Origin of the sequence: Capsulimonas corticalis (assembly GCF_003574315.2) — a bacterium.
GTDB classification, from domain to species: domain Bacteria; phylum Armatimonadota; class Armatimonadia; order Armatimonadales; family Capsulimonadaceae; genus Capsulimonas; species Capsulimonas corticalis.
The window spans coordinates 2,389,835-2,407,178 of record NZ_AP025739.1; the positions used below are offsets into that span (position 1 = coordinate 2,389,835).

General features: G+C 58.5%; 11 protein-coding genes. 10 read left to right on the plus strand and 1 reads right to left on the minus strand.

What is annotated here, in order from left to right:
• The first annotated feature begins 360 nt into the window (after nt 1–360).
• The 7 genes from D5261_RS10175 (at nt 361) to bglX (ending at nt 10,388) form a co-directional block, all read left to right on the plus strand.
• Nucleotides 361–615: a hypothetical protein gene (locus D5261_RS10175; RefSeq protein WP_125206228.1), complete on the plus strand. Its 255-nt coding sequence runs from the start codon at nt 361–363 to the stop codon at nt 613–615.
• Between the two features lie 213 nt (nt 616–828).
• The gene (locus D5261_RS10180) at nt 829–2,070 is read left to right on the plus strand and encodes a GntR family transcriptional regulator (protein ID WP_119323755.1); all 1,242 of its coding nucleotides are present in this window, start codon (nt 829–831) and stop codon (nt 2,068–2,070) included.
• Nucleotides 2,071–2,227: 157 nt separating this feature from the next.
• Complete coding sequence (locus D5261_RS10185) at nt 2,228–3,082, plus strand: DUF1559 family PulG-like putative transporter (RefSeq protein ID WP_218025718.1); 855 nt, start codon at nt 2,228–2,230, stop codon at nt 3,080–3,082.
• 281 nt (nt 3,083–3,363) lie between these two features.
• Nucleotides 3,364–4,887, plus strand: a complete 1,524-nt coding sequence (locus D5261_RS10190; protein WP_119323753.1) for an RICIN domain-containing protein — start codon at nt 3,364–3,366, stop codon at nt 4,885–4,887.
• 66 nt (nt 4,888–4,953) lie between these two features.
• The gene (locus tag D5261_RS10195) at nt 4,954–6,480 is read left to right on the plus strand and encodes an RICIN domain-containing protein (RefSeq protein WP_119323752.1); all 1,527 of its coding nucleotides are present in this window, start codon (nt 4,954–4,956) and stop codon (nt 6,478–6,480) included.
• Between the two features lie 516 nt (nt 6,481–6,996).
• Nucleotides 6,997–7,863: a DUF1559 family PulG-like putative transporter gene (locus tag D5261_RS10200; RefSeq protein ID WP_119323751.1), complete on the plus strand. Its 867-nt coding sequence runs from the start codon at nt 6,997–6,999 to the stop codon at nt 7,861–7,863.
• Nucleotides 7,864–8,027: 164 nt separating this feature from the next.
• Nucleotides 8,028–10,388 carry a beta-glucosidase BglX gene (gene bglX / locus D5261_RS10205; protein ID WP_119323750.1) on the plus strand — a complete coding sequence of 787 codons (2,361 nt, stop codon included), beginning with the start codon at nt 8,028–8,030 and terminating at the stop codon, nt 10,386–10,388.
• A gap of 80 nt (nt 10,389–10,468) precedes the next feature.
• Here bglX and D5261_RS10210 read toward each other — a convergent pair whose 3' ends face one another.
• Nucleotides 10,469–12,253 (minus strand): patatin-like phospholipase family protein, encoded by a 1,785-nt coding sequence (locus tag D5261_RS10210; RefSeq protein ID WP_119323749.1) that lies wholly within the window; start codon nt 12,251–12,253, stop codon nt 10,469–10,471.
• A gap of 382 nt (nt 12,254–12,635) precedes the next feature.
• On the opposite strand from D5261_RS10210, the gene D5261_RS10215 reads away from it, so the two are divergent.
• The 3 genes from D5261_RS10215 (at nt 12,636) to D5261_RS10225 (ending at nt 17,325) form a co-directional block, all read left to right on the plus strand.
• Nucleotides 12,636–13,445, plus strand: a complete 810-nt coding sequence (locus D5261_RS10215) for a DUF1559 family PulG-like putative transporter (protein WP_119323748.1) — start codon at nt 12,636–12,638, stop codon at nt 13,443–13,445.
• Between the two features lie 293 nt (nt 13,446–13,738).
• Complete coding sequence (locus D5261_RS10220; RefSeq protein ID WP_119323747.1) at nt 13,739–14,557, plus strand: DUF1559 family PulG-like putative transporter; 819 nt, start codon at nt 13,739–13,741, stop codon at nt 14,555–14,557.
• A gap of 143 nt (nt 14,558–14,700) precedes the next feature.
• Nucleotides 14,701–17,325: an MGH1-like glycoside hydrolase domain-containing protein gene (locus D5261_RS10225; protein ID WP_119323746.1), complete on the plus strand. Its 2,625-nt coding sequence runs from the start codon at nt 14,701–14,703 to the stop codon at nt 17,323–17,325.
• Nucleotides 17,326–17,344 lie beyond the last annotated feature (19 nt).

Below are 17,344 nucleotides of genomic sequence, written 5' to 3' on the forward strand. Positions count from 1 at the left end.
GGAATTTTCAAGTGGGAGCTGTGGTGTCGATCTTTTGCCGGGTCTCTTCCTGGAACGCCGTTGCAAATATTGATATATTAGATTGGCGGCAGAACTTTTAGTTTTGCCTGCTGGTACAATTGGATAATGCAATGCAATCGATGTGGATGTCCGCTGCACGTGGGAGCGACTCTCTGCCGCAATTGTGGAAACCGCTTTCCGCCGGTCCCGGCGTATCAGGCGCCGCGAGCGAAATCTAAGGCTCTTACGGTCATTATCCCGATTGTGATCGTCGTAGCTGTAGTTGTGACTTTCTTCGTGTATGTTCTGTCTGTCGCGGCATCACTGCCAACATACAATCCTGCGAAGATGAAGTCCGGCATGGCGGCGATCAAGACAGCGTACGCTGCACAAGGGATTCAGGTTGTTTGGCCCTACCGTCAGAATGGCGTCAGGGTGAAGCAGGTCATTCCCGCTGGTTACACCGATCAGCAGGCTCATGACGTCAAAATGAAGCTGAGCGATGATTACGAACGTGTAAGGCAAGATGCGGGAGCCGGGCAAGGCGGAAATATCTATCAGTTCGACGATGCCGGCAGACCGCGTGGCGATATGATTATGGATCAGGAACCTTGATATGGTGAACGCCGGCGGCCTTTGATTTGGCCGCCGGCGTTTTTTTGCTTTCTGAATTCTGCCCGTGGCCCGCGAGCATTCCATCAATATGATATTAAGGGCGGCGTTCCCGGTAGCATTATTTCCGAACATTTGGTATGATGTACCAAAATATGTGTCCATTTGACTTTGCCTGCCGGTCTGGTCAAATCGGTCACGTACGGGGCTTAACATATGCAATCCGACTCGACTGAAATTCTCGTCTCCGCCGATACTGCCCGCCCGCAGCGCGTCTCCGAGCATGTGGCGGATGTCCTCTCCGGCCGTATCCGATCAGGGGTGTATGGCGCCGGGGAGGCGTTGCCTGCGGAGCGGGCGCTGGCCGCCGATCTTGGCGTCCACCGGCAGTCGGTGCGGGCCGCGATTGAACAACTGGTTCGCGATGGCCTCGTCAGCCAGCGTCCCAATTGCCGCCCTACGGTTGGACCGGAGCCTCTGGAAACGAAAGAAGAAAGAGGCCGCGGAGTGACGGAGCCTGTCAGTCGCAGGACGGCCCCACGGATCTCGGCGTCCAACCTTGTCGCCCTGATCATGTGGCACGGCGGCGGGCCGCTGGAGCACGCCGGCACGGCGCAGCAGCGCATTTTCCGGGGGATGAACCAGTCACTGATGCAGCTGAGGCGCCATGCGGTGTTCCTGGACCTGAGTGATCGGATCGGGTCGGAGGAGGAGAACGCGGCCCGCGAGGCCGAGCACCTGCGTTACATTCGGGATGAGGGCTTCGGCGGGGCGCTGTTCTATCCCTACGCCTACCGCCGCAACCAAGAACTGGTGCGCGAAGTCAGCCGCCGTGTCCCGCTTGTCTTGCTCGACCGGAAGATGGCCGGCGTCGATACGGACTTCGTGGGCCTTGAGAATCATCGCGCCATCGCCATGGTGGTCGAACACCTTCTCGCGCAGGGGCATCGCCGGATCGTTTACATGACGCGCTCCGAGTCGATCCAGACCATCCATGACCGCCTCCAGGGGTACGTTGACACGGTGCGCGGCGCCGGCGATTCCGAGGTGGCCGAAATGGTCCTGAATCTGCCGCCATACCAAAACGAGCGCTCCTGGGCCTTCTTCGACGCCGCCTTCCGCCTGCCGGAAGATCAGCGCCCGACGGCGGCGGTCTGCATCAGCGACTATCTTGCGGTGACCGTGGCGGAGCGTCTCCAATATCTCGGCCTTTCCGTCCCGGAAGACGTGGCGCTGACGGGATTCGACAACATTGTGCCGGTCCTCCCAAGTGGAATCGGCCTGACGACGGTGGCGCAGCCCTACGAAGAAATCGGGATTCAGGCCGTAGACTTGCTGATGCGTCGCATCCGGGACCGGCGCGCACCTCTACTCTCCGTGGAATTGCCGGCGGAACTCATCATCCGAGAGAGTTCCGCCCCTGTCGCAGAGCGTACCAAATCACTGGCTAAAACATAAGCGTACCAAAATAATTCTTGTGATCTGGTTGACATGGTCGCAATTGTGTGATAAACTCTGGTATGTATTCGCTGAGTTGGTCTTATTGATCCAGAAGCAAATCTTATCAGCTCATGGATCGGCCATGCCTGTGTCATCCAAAGAGAGGACCGGAATTATGTCTAGTAAATTTCGTGGTTTTACCCTGATCGAACTGCTCGTAGTCATCGCTATCATTGCCATACTTGCGGCAATACTCTTCCCTGTCTTCGCGAAGGCGCGCGAGAAGGCCCGCCAGATCTCCTGCCTTTCCAACCAGAAGCAGCTCGGCCTGGGCGTCCTGCAGTACATGCAGGACTACGACGAGTGCTTCCCCTGCGGCGACCTTCCTTCGACGTTCGGCGGCGTCTACGGCGGAGGGGCCGGATGGGCCAACCAAATCTACCCCTACGTAAAAAGCGCCGCCGTCTATACGTGTCCGGATGACGCCGGGTACAAGGGCGTCGCGGTCGAAAGCTATGGGATCAATGAGAATCTGACCTCCGGCGCCACCGTGGACGGTAACAACACCCCCGAGGGCGGCGCGTTGAAAGTCGCTCAGTGCGGGGCCCCGGCGAATACGATCCTGCTGGCCGAGACTACCGAGTGCGGTAATTATACACCGGTGACCACTGTCGGCGAACTGACCAGCCCGGCCATCACCGGCTTCTCCTGGGCCGGAACTGGCGGCCCAGGCCTGAACGTCGCCTCAAACGTCTGCACCAACTATGCGATGGGGCTTCAGGTCGGCCCGAGGACTTACCCGACCCATCCCGCACGGCATACGAACTGGGGCAACTTCCTGCTGGCCGACGGGCATGCGAAATTCCTGAATCCGCTTCTCGTCTCCCCCGGCTTCAACGCCCAAGATTCGACTAACGACACAACCGTGAACACGTCCAGCCCTAACCCCTATTTTGCGGCCGGAACCGGCTTCAGCGGCAAGAGCGTCACCACCGGCGCACCGTTCGTCGCCACCTTCAGCGCCACCTGACGCGGGTCACAGGGATTGCTCTCCCAACATACTGAGGGCGTCGGCGGCGGCTCTGCTGGGGGCGCCGCCGACACAGGCCCTCGTGCGACTTCGCCGAGCCGACCATTCTTTTCGTCGCTCACTTCGCTTTCTGCTTAGTTGTTATTGGTATAATCGCTATAAATTGCCTGTAGACATCACGGAAGCCACGCCATTCAACTTGGGAGGATCGAACGGCGGCGCACATCACGGTTCCATCATCAGCGCGCGATAAAGACAACGCGACGCAAGGAGAGATCACAATGAAAATTTTCAGCACCATTCGTTCTCGGTTCGTAGCGACGGCGCTGCTGCTGGCCTCGACGGCGTTTCTCGCAGCCCCGGCCGCCAAAGCCCAGAACGCCGCCAACGCGGACGCTGTTTACAACGGCTACATCAACGCTTACTTGCAGACATCGAACGTCAACGGCCATAACTATCCGTTGCCGTATCTCTGCCAAAGTCTGAGCAACCGCGACCTGGCGTTCTTTTGGCAGCAAGCCTATATGATCACTGGGTTAGAAGACGCCTATGAAAGAAACTATTCCACCAGCCGCAAGCAGCTCATCGACACCATGCTGAGTGGATTCATCACACAAAACCTTACGAATTGGTCCTGGGATGACTGGAACGACGATATTGCCTGGGCTTGTATCGCGATGGTGCGAGGCTATGTCGAAACCGGCAACACCACTTATCTGAATGAAGCCGTCAACAACTGGAACATGGCCTACAATCGCGGCTGGGACAGCACCTACGGCGGCGGGATTTGGGAGCAGGAGAGCAATGTCCCCAATGGCGGCAAAGTTGGCCTGAGCAACTGGCCCTTTGTCATTGCCGGTTGTTTCATCTATCAGGCTAACCATGACGCCACCATTTTGAGCAAAAGCCAGGCAATTTACGCATGGGGGCGCTCCCATATCTTCAACACGAGCGACGGCTCGGTTTGGGAAGGCTGGTACCCGTCGGGCGCCGGCGGAGATGACAACGCCTACAATGACGGCCTGATCATCAACGCCGCCAATTCTCTCTACCAGATCACCGGAACCACTCAGTATTTGAATGACGCCAAACTGGCCGCCAGCCATGTGATGAATAAATACCCGTCGGTTTTGAATGAAGACCATCCCGCAAACGGTGATTTTGGCGGCGATCAGGTGTATCGGGGAATCAGCCTGTTGGCGCGCCAGAATAATCTTTGGAGCACATACTGGCCGTGGCTTCAGAGCAATTGCACCGCTTCGTGGAATCACCGGCGCACCGATTACAACATCACCTGGAACAACTTTAACGCGAACACCACCACCGGCAACATGGACGCCATGGAAGCTCTGGGCTCGCTCGTCGTGCAGTCCGTCACTCAGATGAATCCTCTCACCGGCGTGCACGCCATTACCAATAAGGGAACGGGGTTGGCGATCGACAACGGCAGCACCAACACGCAAGGCGCCAAGATTGTCCAATGGGCCTTGAATGGCGGAAACGCACAGAAGTGGATCTTCACGCAAAACTCGGACAACTCCTGGAATATCGTGAGTGTGTATAGCGGTCAAGCCCTGGATGATCCCGGCTCCTCGAAAACCAACGGAACGCAGATGGACCAATGGGGCGTCAACGGCGGCTCCAACCAGAAATGGTGGGTCGATGTGCAGTCGGACGGCAGCTACAAGATCTGGAACGTGGCGAGCGGCCTGGCGCTGGATAACGACAATCTTTCCGCCAACGGAACTCCGCTGATCCAGTGGACGTGGACCGGGTCGAACAATCAACGCTGGATTTTGAGATAGAGTGCGTCCGAACTGGGATATCCCTTCGCAGCTGGGATATCCCGTTCGGCGCTAGGACACATCACCATGAAGAATTTCAGCACCATGCGTTCTTGGTTCGTAACGACAGCGTTACTGCTGGCCTTGACCGGGTTTCTCGTCGCTCCGGCCGCCAAAGCCCAGAACGCGGCCAACGCGGACGCTGCTTATAACGGCTTCATCAGCGCTTACTTGCAGACATCGAACGTCAGCCCCTATAACTTTCCGGTGCCGTACATCACCCAGAGTATCAGCAACCGCGACATGGCGTTCTTTTGGCAGCAGGCTTATATGATCACTGGCGTCGAAGACGCCTATGAGAGAAATTATGCGACAAGCCGCAAACAACAGATCAGTAATTTGCTGGATGGCTTCATCACACAAAATCTTACGAATTGGTCGTGGGATGCTTGGAACGACGATGTCGCCTGGGCTTGTATCGCGATGGTTCGCGGCTATGTTGAAACGGGCAACACGACCTATTTGAACGAAGCCGTCACAAACTGGAATATGGCCTACAATCGGGGGTGGGACAGCACCTACGGCGGCGGGATTTGGGAGCGAATGGACGAAGTTCCCAATGGCGGGAAATGCGGCCTGAGCAACTGGCCGTTCGTCATCGCCGGCTGCTTCATCTATCAGGCCAATCATGACGCCACCATCTTAAGCAAGAGTCAGGCGATCTATGCGTGGGGGCGTTCCCATATCTTCAACACAAGCAATGGGTCGGTTTGGGAAGGCTGGTACCCGTCGGGCGCCGGCGGGGACGACAACGCCTACAATGACGGCCTGATCATCAACGCCGCCAATGCTCTGTACAAGATCACGGGAACAACCCAGTATTTCAATGACGCGCAGCTAGCCGTCAATCATATTATGAGTAAATATCCATCGATTTTGGATACAGACAAGCCCGCCAACGGCGGCTTTGGCGGCGATCAGGTTTATCGAGGGATCAGTCTTTTCGCTCGCCAAAATAACCTCTGGAATACGTATTGGCCGTGGCTCCAAAATAACTGCGCCGCCGCCTGGAATAATCGGCGCACCGATTACAACATCTCTTGTGACGTCTATACAGATCCTACCCCTCAGACTGGCGATCTCTTATCGATGTCCGCCTTAACCTCGGTCGTCGTGCAGGCCGTCACTCAGATGAATCCTCTCACCGGCGTGCACGCCATTACCAATCAGTCCACGGGATTGGCGATTGATAACGGCAGCACTAGCACTCAAGGAGCGAAGGTCGTCCAATGGGGCTTGAATGGGGGGAACTCACAGAAATGGATCTTCACGCAAAACTCGGACAACTCTTGGAACATCGTCAGTGTCTATAGCGGTCAGGCTCTAGACGACCCCGGCGCCTCCAAAACAAACGGAACTCAGATGGACCAGTGGGGCGTCAACGGCGGCTCCAACCAGAAGTGGTGGGTCGATGTGCAGTCGGACGGCAGCTACAAGATCTGGAACGTAGCGAGCGGCCTGGCGCTGGATAACGACAATCTTTCCGCCAACGGAACTCCGCTGATCCAGTGGACGTGGACCGGGTCGAACAATCAACGCTGGATTTTGAGATAAAGTGGCGTGTGACGGAGAATGCGCCAATTTAACTGGCGTCCTGGGTTGGTTCTCGCCGGCCCAGGACGCCAGTTTTTGCAATATTGATCCCCGCTTTTCAGATCCTCAATCCTCATAAAACTGTGAAATTATTCATTTGGTATGTTGTACCAAATTGCGTTCGTCTTGGATGCTGCCTACGGATCTGGTCAAATCATCCCAGATGCGGATTAACGTATGCAATCCGATGCGACGAGAAATTCTCGCCTTCGCCGACCCTGCCTGAACTTCTGCTCTTCATGGAGTTGCCGCCTGAGCTAATCGTCCGAGAAAGCTCCCTCTCTCATTCGTATCATACCAAAATTCAGACCATTGATTGTGTGTACCAAAATAATTTCATAATATGGTTGACAGGCTGATTGTTGTGTGATACACTCTGGTATGCATTCGCTGAAATGGTCTTATTGATCCAGAAGCAAAATCTTATCGGCTTCTCGATCGGCCGCGAATGTGTCATCCACAGAGAGGATCTGAATCATGTCTCGTAAATTCCGCGGTTTCACTTTGATTGAATTGCTCGTCGTTATTGCTATCATCGCTATCCTTGCGGCAATACTCTTCCCTGTCTTCGCCAAAGCTCGCGAGAAGGCCCGCCAGACCGCATGTCTTTCCAACGAGAAGCAGCTTGGCCTGGGGATCCTGCAGTACGTTCAGGATAACGACGAGGTCTTTCCCTGCGGCGCCGTGCCGACCGTCGGCGGCGTACCGACGCCAGGCAGCGGCTACGGCGGCGGGGCAGGATGGGGCGGTCAAATCTATCCCTATGTGAAGAGCGCCGCCGTATACTCCTGTCCGGATGACTCCGGCTCCGGCAGCGGCCCGGTCGTCAGCTACGGAATGAATGAGAATCTGACTTCCGGCGCGGCCGTGGACGGCAACAACACGCCGATGGGCGGCGGGGTAAAGGTCGCTCAGACCGGCTCGCCCGCTCAGACCGTCCTTCTCGGCGAGACGCACGGATGCCGCGCTTACACATCCCCCGCCACTCCCGGAGAGCAGACCAGCCCGGCCATCACCGGCTTCAACTATTCCGGCGGCGGAACCAATAGCGACGGCCTGAATATTTCCGGGACCGCCTGCACTGCCTACGCGATGGGAGTACAGATCGGCTCGCGGCCCTACCCGAGCAACCCGGGACGGCACACGGACGCCAGTAACTTCCTGCTCGCCGACGGCCACGCGAAGTACATTAATGCGACCCGCGTTTCTCCTGGCTTCAGCAACTCCAGCGCCACCGCCGACACGACGGTGACGACGGGAGGCTATTTTGCGGCTGGCACTGGCTTTAGCGGCAACAGCGTCGCGACAGGCGGCCCGTTCGCCGCGACCTTCAGCGCCAACTGAGCCCGATCAAAGGGGCTGCGCCGCCAATATCCGGCAGCGCAGTCCTACACTCGCGTAATTGTGGATAATGAAGTGATAGACTGGACCCGCTGACGCCAGCGGGTCCTGTCTCGTTATGTGCCTCTATGGGATTCCTAGCGATGCGGCGGCGAAAAGGTACTACTATGCTTCGATTACTAACTCTTGCTTCCCTGCGCGGCTTATTTGTAGCCTCGGGTATTGTTCTTGCCGGCGCGTCGGCTCCGGCGGCGCCGCACTCCTCGCCGCGTCCCATCCACCCAAACGCGCAGCTTGCGTCACCGCAGATCGAGCGCCGGGTCAACGAGCTGCTCAAGAAGATGACGCTCCCGGAAAAACTCGGCCAGCTTGTGCAGTACAACACCTCCGGCACGACATCGGCTGCCACCACAGCCGGTCCTAACGGTCAAGCGGCTCCGCAAGGCGAGCAGCTCAACGCCATGCAGCTTGCCGAGCGGGGCCTCATCGGCTCGCTGCTCAACGTCGGCGGACAGGCGCAAGTCACCGCGTATCAGCACGCCGCCGTCGACAAGAGCCGCCTGCATATCCCTCTGCTGACCGGCGCGGACGTCCTGCATGGATACCGCACCGGCTATCCGATCCCGCTCGGAGTCGCCGCCAGCTTCGATCCCGATCTTGGGGCTTCGCTCGCTCGTATGGCCGCCGAGGAGGCGACGCCCTCCGGAATCCGCTGGTTCTACGCGCCCATGGTCGATATCTCCCGCGACGCCCGCTGGGGACGCACGGCCGAGGGCTCCGGCGAAGATGCTTATCTCGGCTCAGCCATGGCCCGCGCCTATGTTCACGGATTCCAGGGCGATCGGCTCGACGATCCTCAGTCTGTGGCCGCCTCCGTCAAACACTTCGCCGCCTATGGCGCCGCCGAGGCCGGCCGCGAGTACAACACCACCGATATGAGCGACAGCCGCCTCCGCCAGGACTACCTCCCGCCCTACAAAGCCGCCGTGGACGCCGGCGCCGTCACCCTGATGTCTGCCTTCAATGCGCTGAACGGCGTACCGGCCACGGCGAACCCCTATCTGCTCGATACTATTCTGCGCAAGGAGTGGGGCTTCGACGGCTTCGTCGTGAGCGACGATCGCGCGATCGTCGAGCTGATCAACCACGGCGTCGCGCTCGACCCCGCAACCGCGGCGCAAAAGGCGATCAACGCCGGCGTTGAGGTCGACATGCGCGGGCATGTCTACGACGCCGAGCTGCCCGCTCTCGTCCGCTCCGGCCGCGTTTCTCTGTCCACCATCGACGAGGCCGTTCGTCGGGTCCTGCGCGTCAAGTTCGCTCTGGGCCTTTTTGAGCATCCCTATCCCACCGGCGCCGAGGTCACTGCCGCCGTGCCGGAACACCGCGTACTCGTGCGTAAAGCCGCCGAGGAGTCGTTCGTCCTGCTCCAGAACAAGCCGGCCAATGGAATTCCCGCCCTGCCGCTGCGCGCAAATGCGAAGATTGCGCTCATCGGCCCCATGGCGGATACCCGCGATGTGCAGGGAGCGTGGGGCGGGGGCAGAGGAGAGGATTCGATCACGATTCGGAAGGGGCTTGAAGAATGGGCCGCCGGTCACGGCGGCTCAGTCGTATATGCTCGCGGAACCGAGGTCGAGTCCGTATCCGATGCGGGTTTTGCGGAGGCGGAAGAGGCGGCGCGGCAGGCCGATGTCGTCGTGCTTGTCCTTGGCGAGTCGGGCGGCCTTAGCGGAGAAGCGGCGGCGCGCGCCCACATCGATCTGCCTGGCAATCAGCAGCAGCTGATCGATCGGATTTCTTCGCTTGGCAAACCCGTCGTTATGGTGCTCTTCTCCGGTCGCCCTCTCGTTCTCACGCCCGTCGTGAACAAGGTGGACGCCATCCTTGAGGTCTGGTTCCCTGGAACCGAGGCAGGCCACGCTGTCGCGCGCGTCCTATACGGCGAAGTTTCGCCCAGTGGGAAACTTCCCATGAGCTTCCCGCAGACCGAGGGGCAGGAGCCGCTCTACTACAACCAATTGCCCACAGGCCGGCCGGCCAGGGACGCCAACCTCAACGTCCGGGGCGATGGCGCCGCACACTGGCTCTCCCGCTACATTGACGCCCCCAACGCCGCGCTCTTTCCCTTCGGCTTCGGCCTTTCCTACACTCAGTTCGGATATTCGGATGTGACGCTCTCGCGTCAGAGCCTCCCCATGCGCGAAGCTGTCGCCGGCGCGAAGAGTCTTGTCATCGCCAAAGTCACCGTCACGAATACCGGAAAGGCGCCCGCCACCGAAGTCACGCAATGTTATGTCGGCAACGTCGGCGCAAGCCTCGAACAGCCTATCCGCAGTCTGAAGGGCTTCGTGCGCGTCACGCTGGCTCCCGGCGAATCGAAGGAGATTAGCTTTCCTCTCGGCTTTGAAGAGCTGTCGTTCTTCGACAACGCCGGCCATCAGCTCGTCGAGCCGAGTATGTACAACGTGTGGATCGGCGGCGATTCGCTGGCGGCAAGCCACGGAGAATTTCAGATCACCCGGTAGTGATAACGAAGAGAAACGCCAGCGGCCGAATCAAAGGCCGCCGGCGTTGTTTAGGTTTTTGCCTCTCCTGAGGCCCGAGACTATTTGGGCTCCTTGGTCCAGCGATTGTTGAACAGGTGGGCGAGGATGTAGGCGGCCGGATGGACGACCAAGCTGGGCAGATTCAGCCATGCCTCCAGCAGGGTTTCACCACGTTCTTCCGCAAGGTTGAGGATCTCCGAGCGCTCATCCTCCGTCAGCGCCGCCAGGCGAGCGACGCCAGAGATTTTTCCATTCGCGCCCGGCTGCGGGAACCAGCCGGAGCCGGCGAGCTCCAGCGGAGTGAGGCCGGTCGGCGCGATCGGCTCCGTAGCCGGATCGGCGGGAGCGGCTCCCAGCAGGCTCAGCGTATATTCCTTTGTGATCGGACGATCGTCGCCGAAGATGGCCGCGCCATGCTCTTGCAGCCAGAGTGTCAGCCATTCCGCGAACCATTGGCGAGATTCGTGCTTGCCGGTGATAAAGTCCGCTTGGCGGAAGTCTTCCCGAAAGAAACCGCCGAAATGACCGCCGAAGGCGCACGCGAGGCGCTTGGAGGTGGGGAGCTCGTGCGGAATGCGCTGGAGCGTGATTTCCGTCTTGTCCTCTAAGTCGACCGCCTTTAAGATCTGCTGCTTGAGCGGCGCGGTCACATCGTGCGGCAAGCCCAGCGTGTCCAGCTTCTGGAGCGCTTCATTGAGCGCATGGATCTTTTTGTTGGTGTCGGCGGCGGTTTGGAAGTCGCCGTAGAGCGCCGTATTGAAATAGGATCCGAGAATCTTGGGCAGCAGCGGAAGCGGCGGGCCGGCCTGCGCGCTGGCCGAGTTTGTGAGTGCGCGCTCGACGTCGGACGGAAGCTGAGGCTCGGGCTCGATGATGACGAAGCTGCGCCCCGCTCTTTTTTGATTTTCTTCTCGGTCCGGATCCCGTTCCGGAAACCTGCTGTTCAGATACGCGACCGCGTCGATGCACTTTCCGACCGGCTGGTTGTGGAACAGGCCGCCGTCCACGAATTGAAAACACGCCTTGTCCGGCAGTCCCACGGTGGTATGCAGATCTTGCTCCCCGGCCGCCTTCGCCAGCGTGTTGGATTCCACGGCCTCCCGGAACTTCAAATACTCGGGGTACGCCGTTAAGTCGCGGGTCTGAAAATGGCTGGGGAAGGCAAAAGGGAAGGCGCCGGAGGTCTTCGCGGCCTCCACGGCGTCTTTCCAGGTCTCATCGGAGCCGGCGTCCGGGCCCGCGCCGCTGACCATGCGCTTTTCGATCATCTCGATCTGATCGCCGGAGATCAGAAACGGGACATAATCGCGGTAGTCCAGCGCGTAAAGCGCTGTGGTTGCCTGCGCGTGTCCTTCGCGGTTGAAGTCGATCACGAACGGCACGCCGTCGAGGTTCGTCATCGTGATCCAAAACGCGATGGGTTCTTCCGGATCTTCGGGCTTGCTCGGGGGAATTGTCAGCGTGCCATTTACGACATCGTCAAAGATCGCGCTCGTGAACAGGGATTCCACCGATTCCGCACCCTGCGAGGATTTGAGCAGGTTGTGGATCTCCAGCAGCTCCACCCAGCACAGCCGCATCGCCGCCTCCAGTTTATCTGGCGGAACCTTCAGAGCGATCCCCTGACTGAGAATCAACCCCGTTACCGAACCGGCGGACGCGCCCGCGACGGCGTCGATCGCCACACGCGCCCGCCCGGCAATGTCGGCGTTCCGATTGAAATCGTAGAGGTCGCGGTAAAGCTGGGTCAGAACGCCGGCTTCATATGAGCCCAGGGAAATTCCCCCGGAAATGGAAAGGGCAAAACGGTGGGTCCGCGCCACCGTGGTATCCATGCGCGCCATGTTTGTCTCCTTCGATGGATGTGAGTAATTGGGATGTGACCGAAAGAACTGGCCGCTTGCTGCTTTCTCGATTTCATTCTTTCGAAAGAACTGTAATTCCTCTTTGGCCGGGAGATTATTTCCTGTCGGAACCGTCAGGAGCGAGAATCAAGCAGAAGAGCTCTGAGATAGTTTGGCGGCGTACAATTGCCTGGTGTATATACTTGTACCAAATGTATTGTTCGCGGTCATTTCAAATAACAATTTATTTTGTCCGTTCTTTTGTTCAAATAATGCTTGACAATTCTCCCGACTGGTCTTATAATATGAAAGTGAGAAGCGCAAGACACAACATTCTCATTCTACTTTAACGCCAAGGCGTCGTACAAAGGTTTATAAAATTATGCGAAGAACTGATAAAGCCGGTTTTACTTTGATTGAATTGCTAGTCGTCATCGCCATTATCGCGATTCTTGCCGCGATTCTCTTCCCCGTTTTCGCCAAAGCGCGCGAAAAAGCGCGTCAGGCCAGCTGTTTGAGCAACGAAAAGCAGATCGGTCTGGGGATTCTGCAGTACGTGCAAGACAGCGATGAAACCTACCCGCTATCGGACCGAACCGGATGCTGGGAGCAGTCGACTTATCCGTATGTGAAGTCGGTCAATGTGTACAAGTGTCCGTCCAATCCGGACTCCAGCCTGAACATTCCCCGCAATGAAGTGCAAGATCCCGCCTTCTATGGCGGTAATGTTCCCGCGACGTTCCCTGTCAGCTATGGTATGAACAACTTCCTTGGCGAGTCTCCTTCTGGAGCCGGCGGCAAGGCGCAAACACTGGCTTTCATCCGCGAGCCAGCATCCCGCATCATGATTGCAGAGCGGCATGTGGACACCGGCGGCGATCCTAACAACGATGGCGACAATCAGAATGCCGTCGGCTGGACAGACTGGGATGCCGGTAAGTGGTCGCGAGCGCTTTTCGCGGGTCACACGGGCCGCATGAATGTTCTTTTCTGTGACGGTCACGTCAAGGGAATGAAGCCTACGCAGACCGCGACGCCCGTCAACATGTGGGGAGACGTCAACAACGCTGGCTCAGGCACGGGGCCGTGCGATGTTGCGCCGTATGATGGTGACAACAACACGATCAACTGCGATCAGCCGTCCACGGGTCTGACCCAAGGAATGCAGTTGCTGGAATCCAAGTATCAGTAAATTCTTGGTCGTACATTAACAAAGACGAAAGGGGCGCGTCCTGCAAAGGAGGCGCCCCTTTTTGGCGAGGGCCTCTGGTATTATTTTGCGATACTGGTTTATAAACAATTGATTAGTCAATTGTTTATTATGGATTGGACGATCTTGCCATCAAAGAATTTTTGTCCAATTTTTTTGTTCCGTGATCCTTGACAATTTTGCGAAAACGCCATATAATATGAATTGAAACTAGCGCAAGCCAATGCGCCTTTTGATCCATCTTATTGTAATCTATCGTATCGGAGATTTAAAAAATGCGGAAAACTGTGAAATTAGGTTTTACTCTTATTGAACTCCTCGTCGTGATCGCCATTATCGCGATTCTCGCCGCAATCCTGTTCCCCGTTTTCGCCAAGGCGCGCGAAAAGGCCCGGCAGATCAGCTGTCTTTCGAATGAGAAGCAGTTGGGACTGGGATTGTTGCAATATAGCCAGGACAACGACGAAGTCCTGGGCCAAGCCTGGCATGGCAACGGCGGCTACCAAGCTTCCGATCCGACGCCTGGTAATGTCAAGTATAAGTGGATGGACGCGATTTACCCGTATGTGAAGAGCACCCAGGTGTTCCACTGCCCCGACTTTAATAATGACCTGTCCACCCCGACCGCGCCGACCGGTAACTATGTACCCTATCAGCAGCTCACGGGACCCGATGACACTCACTATGGCAGCTACTCCATGAACGCGTCTTATTGGGACAGCAACACTGTCGGCGGCGGCTGCAAATCGCCCGGCGACTCCAGCGGTCTCGGATTGGCGACGCTGTCTCACCCCGCGACAACGGCGTGGATCATGGACGGCGAAGGCAGCTACCAGGTGGACTGGCCTGTTACCCCGAATTATGTCACCAAGGGCGATCTTCAGATTGTTGGCGCGGGAACCATGAACGGAACCGGTAACAATGGGGATGGCTCCATGGTCAATCGCCACACGGGTGTCGTGAACATCATCTGGTGTGATGGACATGCGAAGGCGATGCGAATGGAAGCATTGATGCAGACAAAGAGCGTCGATTGCGGCAACGGCGCGCAAACCATCGCTCCCTACCTGATCGTCCAAGACTTCGGCATCTAAGCTGTAACCCTCTTCCGCAGAACAGAAGAAAACAACGGCGGTGAAGATTTATTCTTCACCGCCGTTGTTTTGTGTTGGGTATCGTCTAGGATGGCGGGATTGTTTTACACCGATCGAGTGTAGGCTGAGAGGTGGAAAAGTTTATGAAAGCGCGTTATGCTTTGATTTGCGTCTTGCTGCTCTGCGCCGGCGCGTGCGGCAGGACCGATGTTACGAAGGCGGCGCCGGCGCCGTCCGCTATTACGCTGGAGGGGGCGAAGCCGGCGGCGCAGGTCGGGTCCACGGGGGAGGACCGTAAGGCGGGCTCGCTTTATGGGCATGTCCTGGGCAAGGATTGGGGAACGAAGGCGGGGGATTACGCGGAGTATCAGTTTGATGAGGCGGCGGCGGTTTCGCCGGCGCGGCTGACCGTGCGCTATGCGCGCGAGATTCCCGGCGCTGCGCGGTTTGATGTGACCCTGGATGGGAAGAACATCGGCGCCGTATTGCTGCCGAGCACGGGTGGGTGGGGCGATACGGCGGCGAACTTCCAAACGCGTGATCTGCTGCTGCCGAATCTGAGCGCGGGCGCGCACACGCTGCGGCTTACGGCGGCGGCGCCGCATGCCGGGCCGGGCGAAGAACTGTCTGCGTCGCCGATTCTGGACAAGATCGGCGGGCGCGACGATAAGAACAGCGTCGGGCATGGCCGCAACGTCGCGATCTATACCGGCGGGCCATCACGGTTTTTCTACGCGACCCAGGAGATGGGCGATGTATTTAACGCCGCCGACGGCGCGCCGGTCGCGTGGTATCCCGACCACGTGCTGGCCGATCCTGGCCTTGCGCCCGGCAACGCCAACCTGGATCAATTGACGATCGACGCCAAACCCGTCACGCCGGCCGCCCAGGCCGATGCGCCGGTGAGCGGAGTGACGGAGCGCCGCCAGATTTGCGTCACCGCCGACGATGTCGCCGTCTCGCGGGTGATCCTGACTAATACGACCGGCGCCGCGATCACGCAGTCGCTGGAGATCGCCGGCGACTGCCGGAATTCTGCGGATTATCGCGGCGGACCTGGCGGCCATAAAGAAACGCGGCGGGATGGCGACGCCGTAATTCTCACCGACTCCCATGTTTTCCCCAGCGTGCTTCCCCATGGGCTGTCCCTGGCGATTGGCGGATCGATCGCGCCGGCGTCCGTCGAGACAAACACGCCCGGCGCGTATCGTCTGCGCTACGAGGTCGCCGTTCCGGCGGGGGGAAGCAAAATCGTGACCCTCGCCTGCGCGTTCGATCCCGACGCGAACAAGGCGAAGGCGAATCTGGCGCGGGTGCTTGGGCAGAACAATCCCTTGGAGCAAAACCGCGCGGACTGGGCCGGCTTTTACGAAAAGCAAGTCCCGCGCTTCGAGTGCTCCGATCCGCGCATCAATGAGATCTACGGATTGCGCTGGTTTTTGCTGAAGTTCTCGACGGCCGGAGGCAGCCTCGGATACTTCCATTACCCCGTGGACATGGAAGGGCGGGAGGCGTTCCAGACCTACTGCTGCTACAGCGCTCCGTTCATGGCGTTCGATCTCAACTGGGCGAGCGATCCGTCGGTGGGATTCGGCCAGCTCGCGAACATGGGGAGCGTGGCCTACGACGACGGCCGTTTTCCCTGGTACGCGACTCCGGAAACCAACCACGTTCATGTGGATCACGCCTCCGCGAGCGGTCAATCGCTGCTGCCCTGGACCGCGTGGCGCTTTTATCAGATCCATGGCCGCAAAGACATGATCGCGGCGCTTTATCCCACGATGAAGAAGGATGTCGATTGGTGGATCTCGGACCGCGATCCCGATCATAACGGCCTGTTCACGATCGACAACCAGCTGGAGACGGGGATGGATGATCTGCATCGCCGCTGGAAGGGAGGAACGCCGAAACGATACGAAGCGATTGACGCCAGTTGTTACACCTATCTGAACCTCAAGGCAGTCGCCAATATGGCGCGGCTGATAGGGAAATCGGCGGACGCGTCGTATTATGATTCCTATGCCGCTAAGACGGCGAATGCGGTGGAGACCATCCTGTGGGACCCGGCGCTCCAGCGTTACCGCGACCGTAACCCGGACAATGGCGAACTTTCCGACTACAACTCGCTGACGATCTTCTACCCGATGTTCGCCGGGATCGCCCGTAAGGAGCACCTGAGCGTCATCACTCGGTATTTGACCAATCCCAAGGAGTACTGGACCAAATATCCCGTGCCGGCGCTGTCCCAGACCGACCCTGAGTTTGACCCCGAGCATCGCTACTGGGCGGGCCTGACCTGGCCGGCGACCAATTCCCACGTCTTCGAAGGCTTCGCGGACACCGCCAAGCGTTTAGACCGTACACAGATGGCGAAGGCCGGCGAACTGTTCCAGCGGATGGTGGCCCTGCACAGCCAGCCTCGCGCCGACTTCTACGAGCATTACCATCCGCTGACGGGAAAGCCGCTCAGTAATTTCCGCGACTATATGCACTCGTGGTGGATCGAGACGATCGTTCGTGAGACGGCGGGATTGGAGCCGCAGGACGATGGGGGATTGAGAATCGATCCGCTGCCGATGGATCTGAAATACTACGCCCTGCGCGGCGCGCGCTACCGGGGGCATCTGGTCGATGTGCTTTGGAACGACGCGGCGGCGGGGAAGGGATTGACGGTGGCGGTGGACGGCAAGGTTCTGCGGCGAGTCGCCGCATTCCAGCCGGGCGATGCGCCGATCGTCATTCCGGCGGCGGAGATCCGCCCGAAATAGTTCGGCGCGTCTCCTGCTT

Bases quoted from the DNA above. Each gene is read 5' to 3' on its own strand.
- D5261_RS10185 (WP_218025718.1), top strand. From the start codon at position 2,228: ATGTCTAGTAAATTTCGTGGTTTTACCCTGATCGAACTGCTCGTAGTC.
- D5261_RS10215 (WP_119323748.1), top strand. From the start codon at position 12,636: ATGCGAAGAACTGATAAAGCCGGTTTTACTTTGATTGAATTGCTAGTC.
- D5261_RS10190 (WP_119323753.1), top strand. From the start codon at position 3,364: ATGAAAATTTTCAGCACCATTCGTTCTCGGTTCGTAGCGACGGCGCTG.
- D5261_RS10210 (WP_119323749.1), bottom strand. From the start codon at position 12,253: ATGGCGCGCATGGATACCACGGTGGCGCGGACCCACCGTTTTGCCCTT.
- D5261_RS10220 (WP_119323747.1), top strand. From the start codon at position 13,739: ATGCGGAAAACTGTGAAATTAGGTTTTACTCTTATTGAACTCCTCGTC.
- bglX (WP_119323750.1), top strand. From the start codon at position 8,028: ATGCTTCGATTACTAACTCTTGCTTCCCTGCGCGGCTTATTTGTAGCC.
- D5261_RS10180 (WP_119323755.1), top strand. From the start codon at position 829: ATGCAATCCGACTCGACTGAAATTCTCGTCTCCGCCGATACTGCCCGC.
- D5261_RS10195 (WP_119323752.1), top strand. From the start codon at position 4,954: ATGAAGAATTTCAGCACCATGCGTTCTTGGTTCGTAACGACAGCGTTA.
- D5261_RS10175 (WP_125206228.1), top strand. From the start codon at position 361: ATGGCGGCGATCAAGACAGCGTACGCTGCACAAGGGATTCAGGTTGTT.
- D5261_RS10200 (WP_119323751.1), top strand. From the start codon at position 6,997: ATGTCTCGTAAATTCCGCGGTTTCACTTTGATTGAATTGCTCGTCGTT.
- D5261_RS10225 (WP_119323746.1), top strand. From the start codon at position 14,701: ATGAAAGCGCGTTATGCTTTGATTTGCGTCTTGCTGCTCTGCGCCGGC.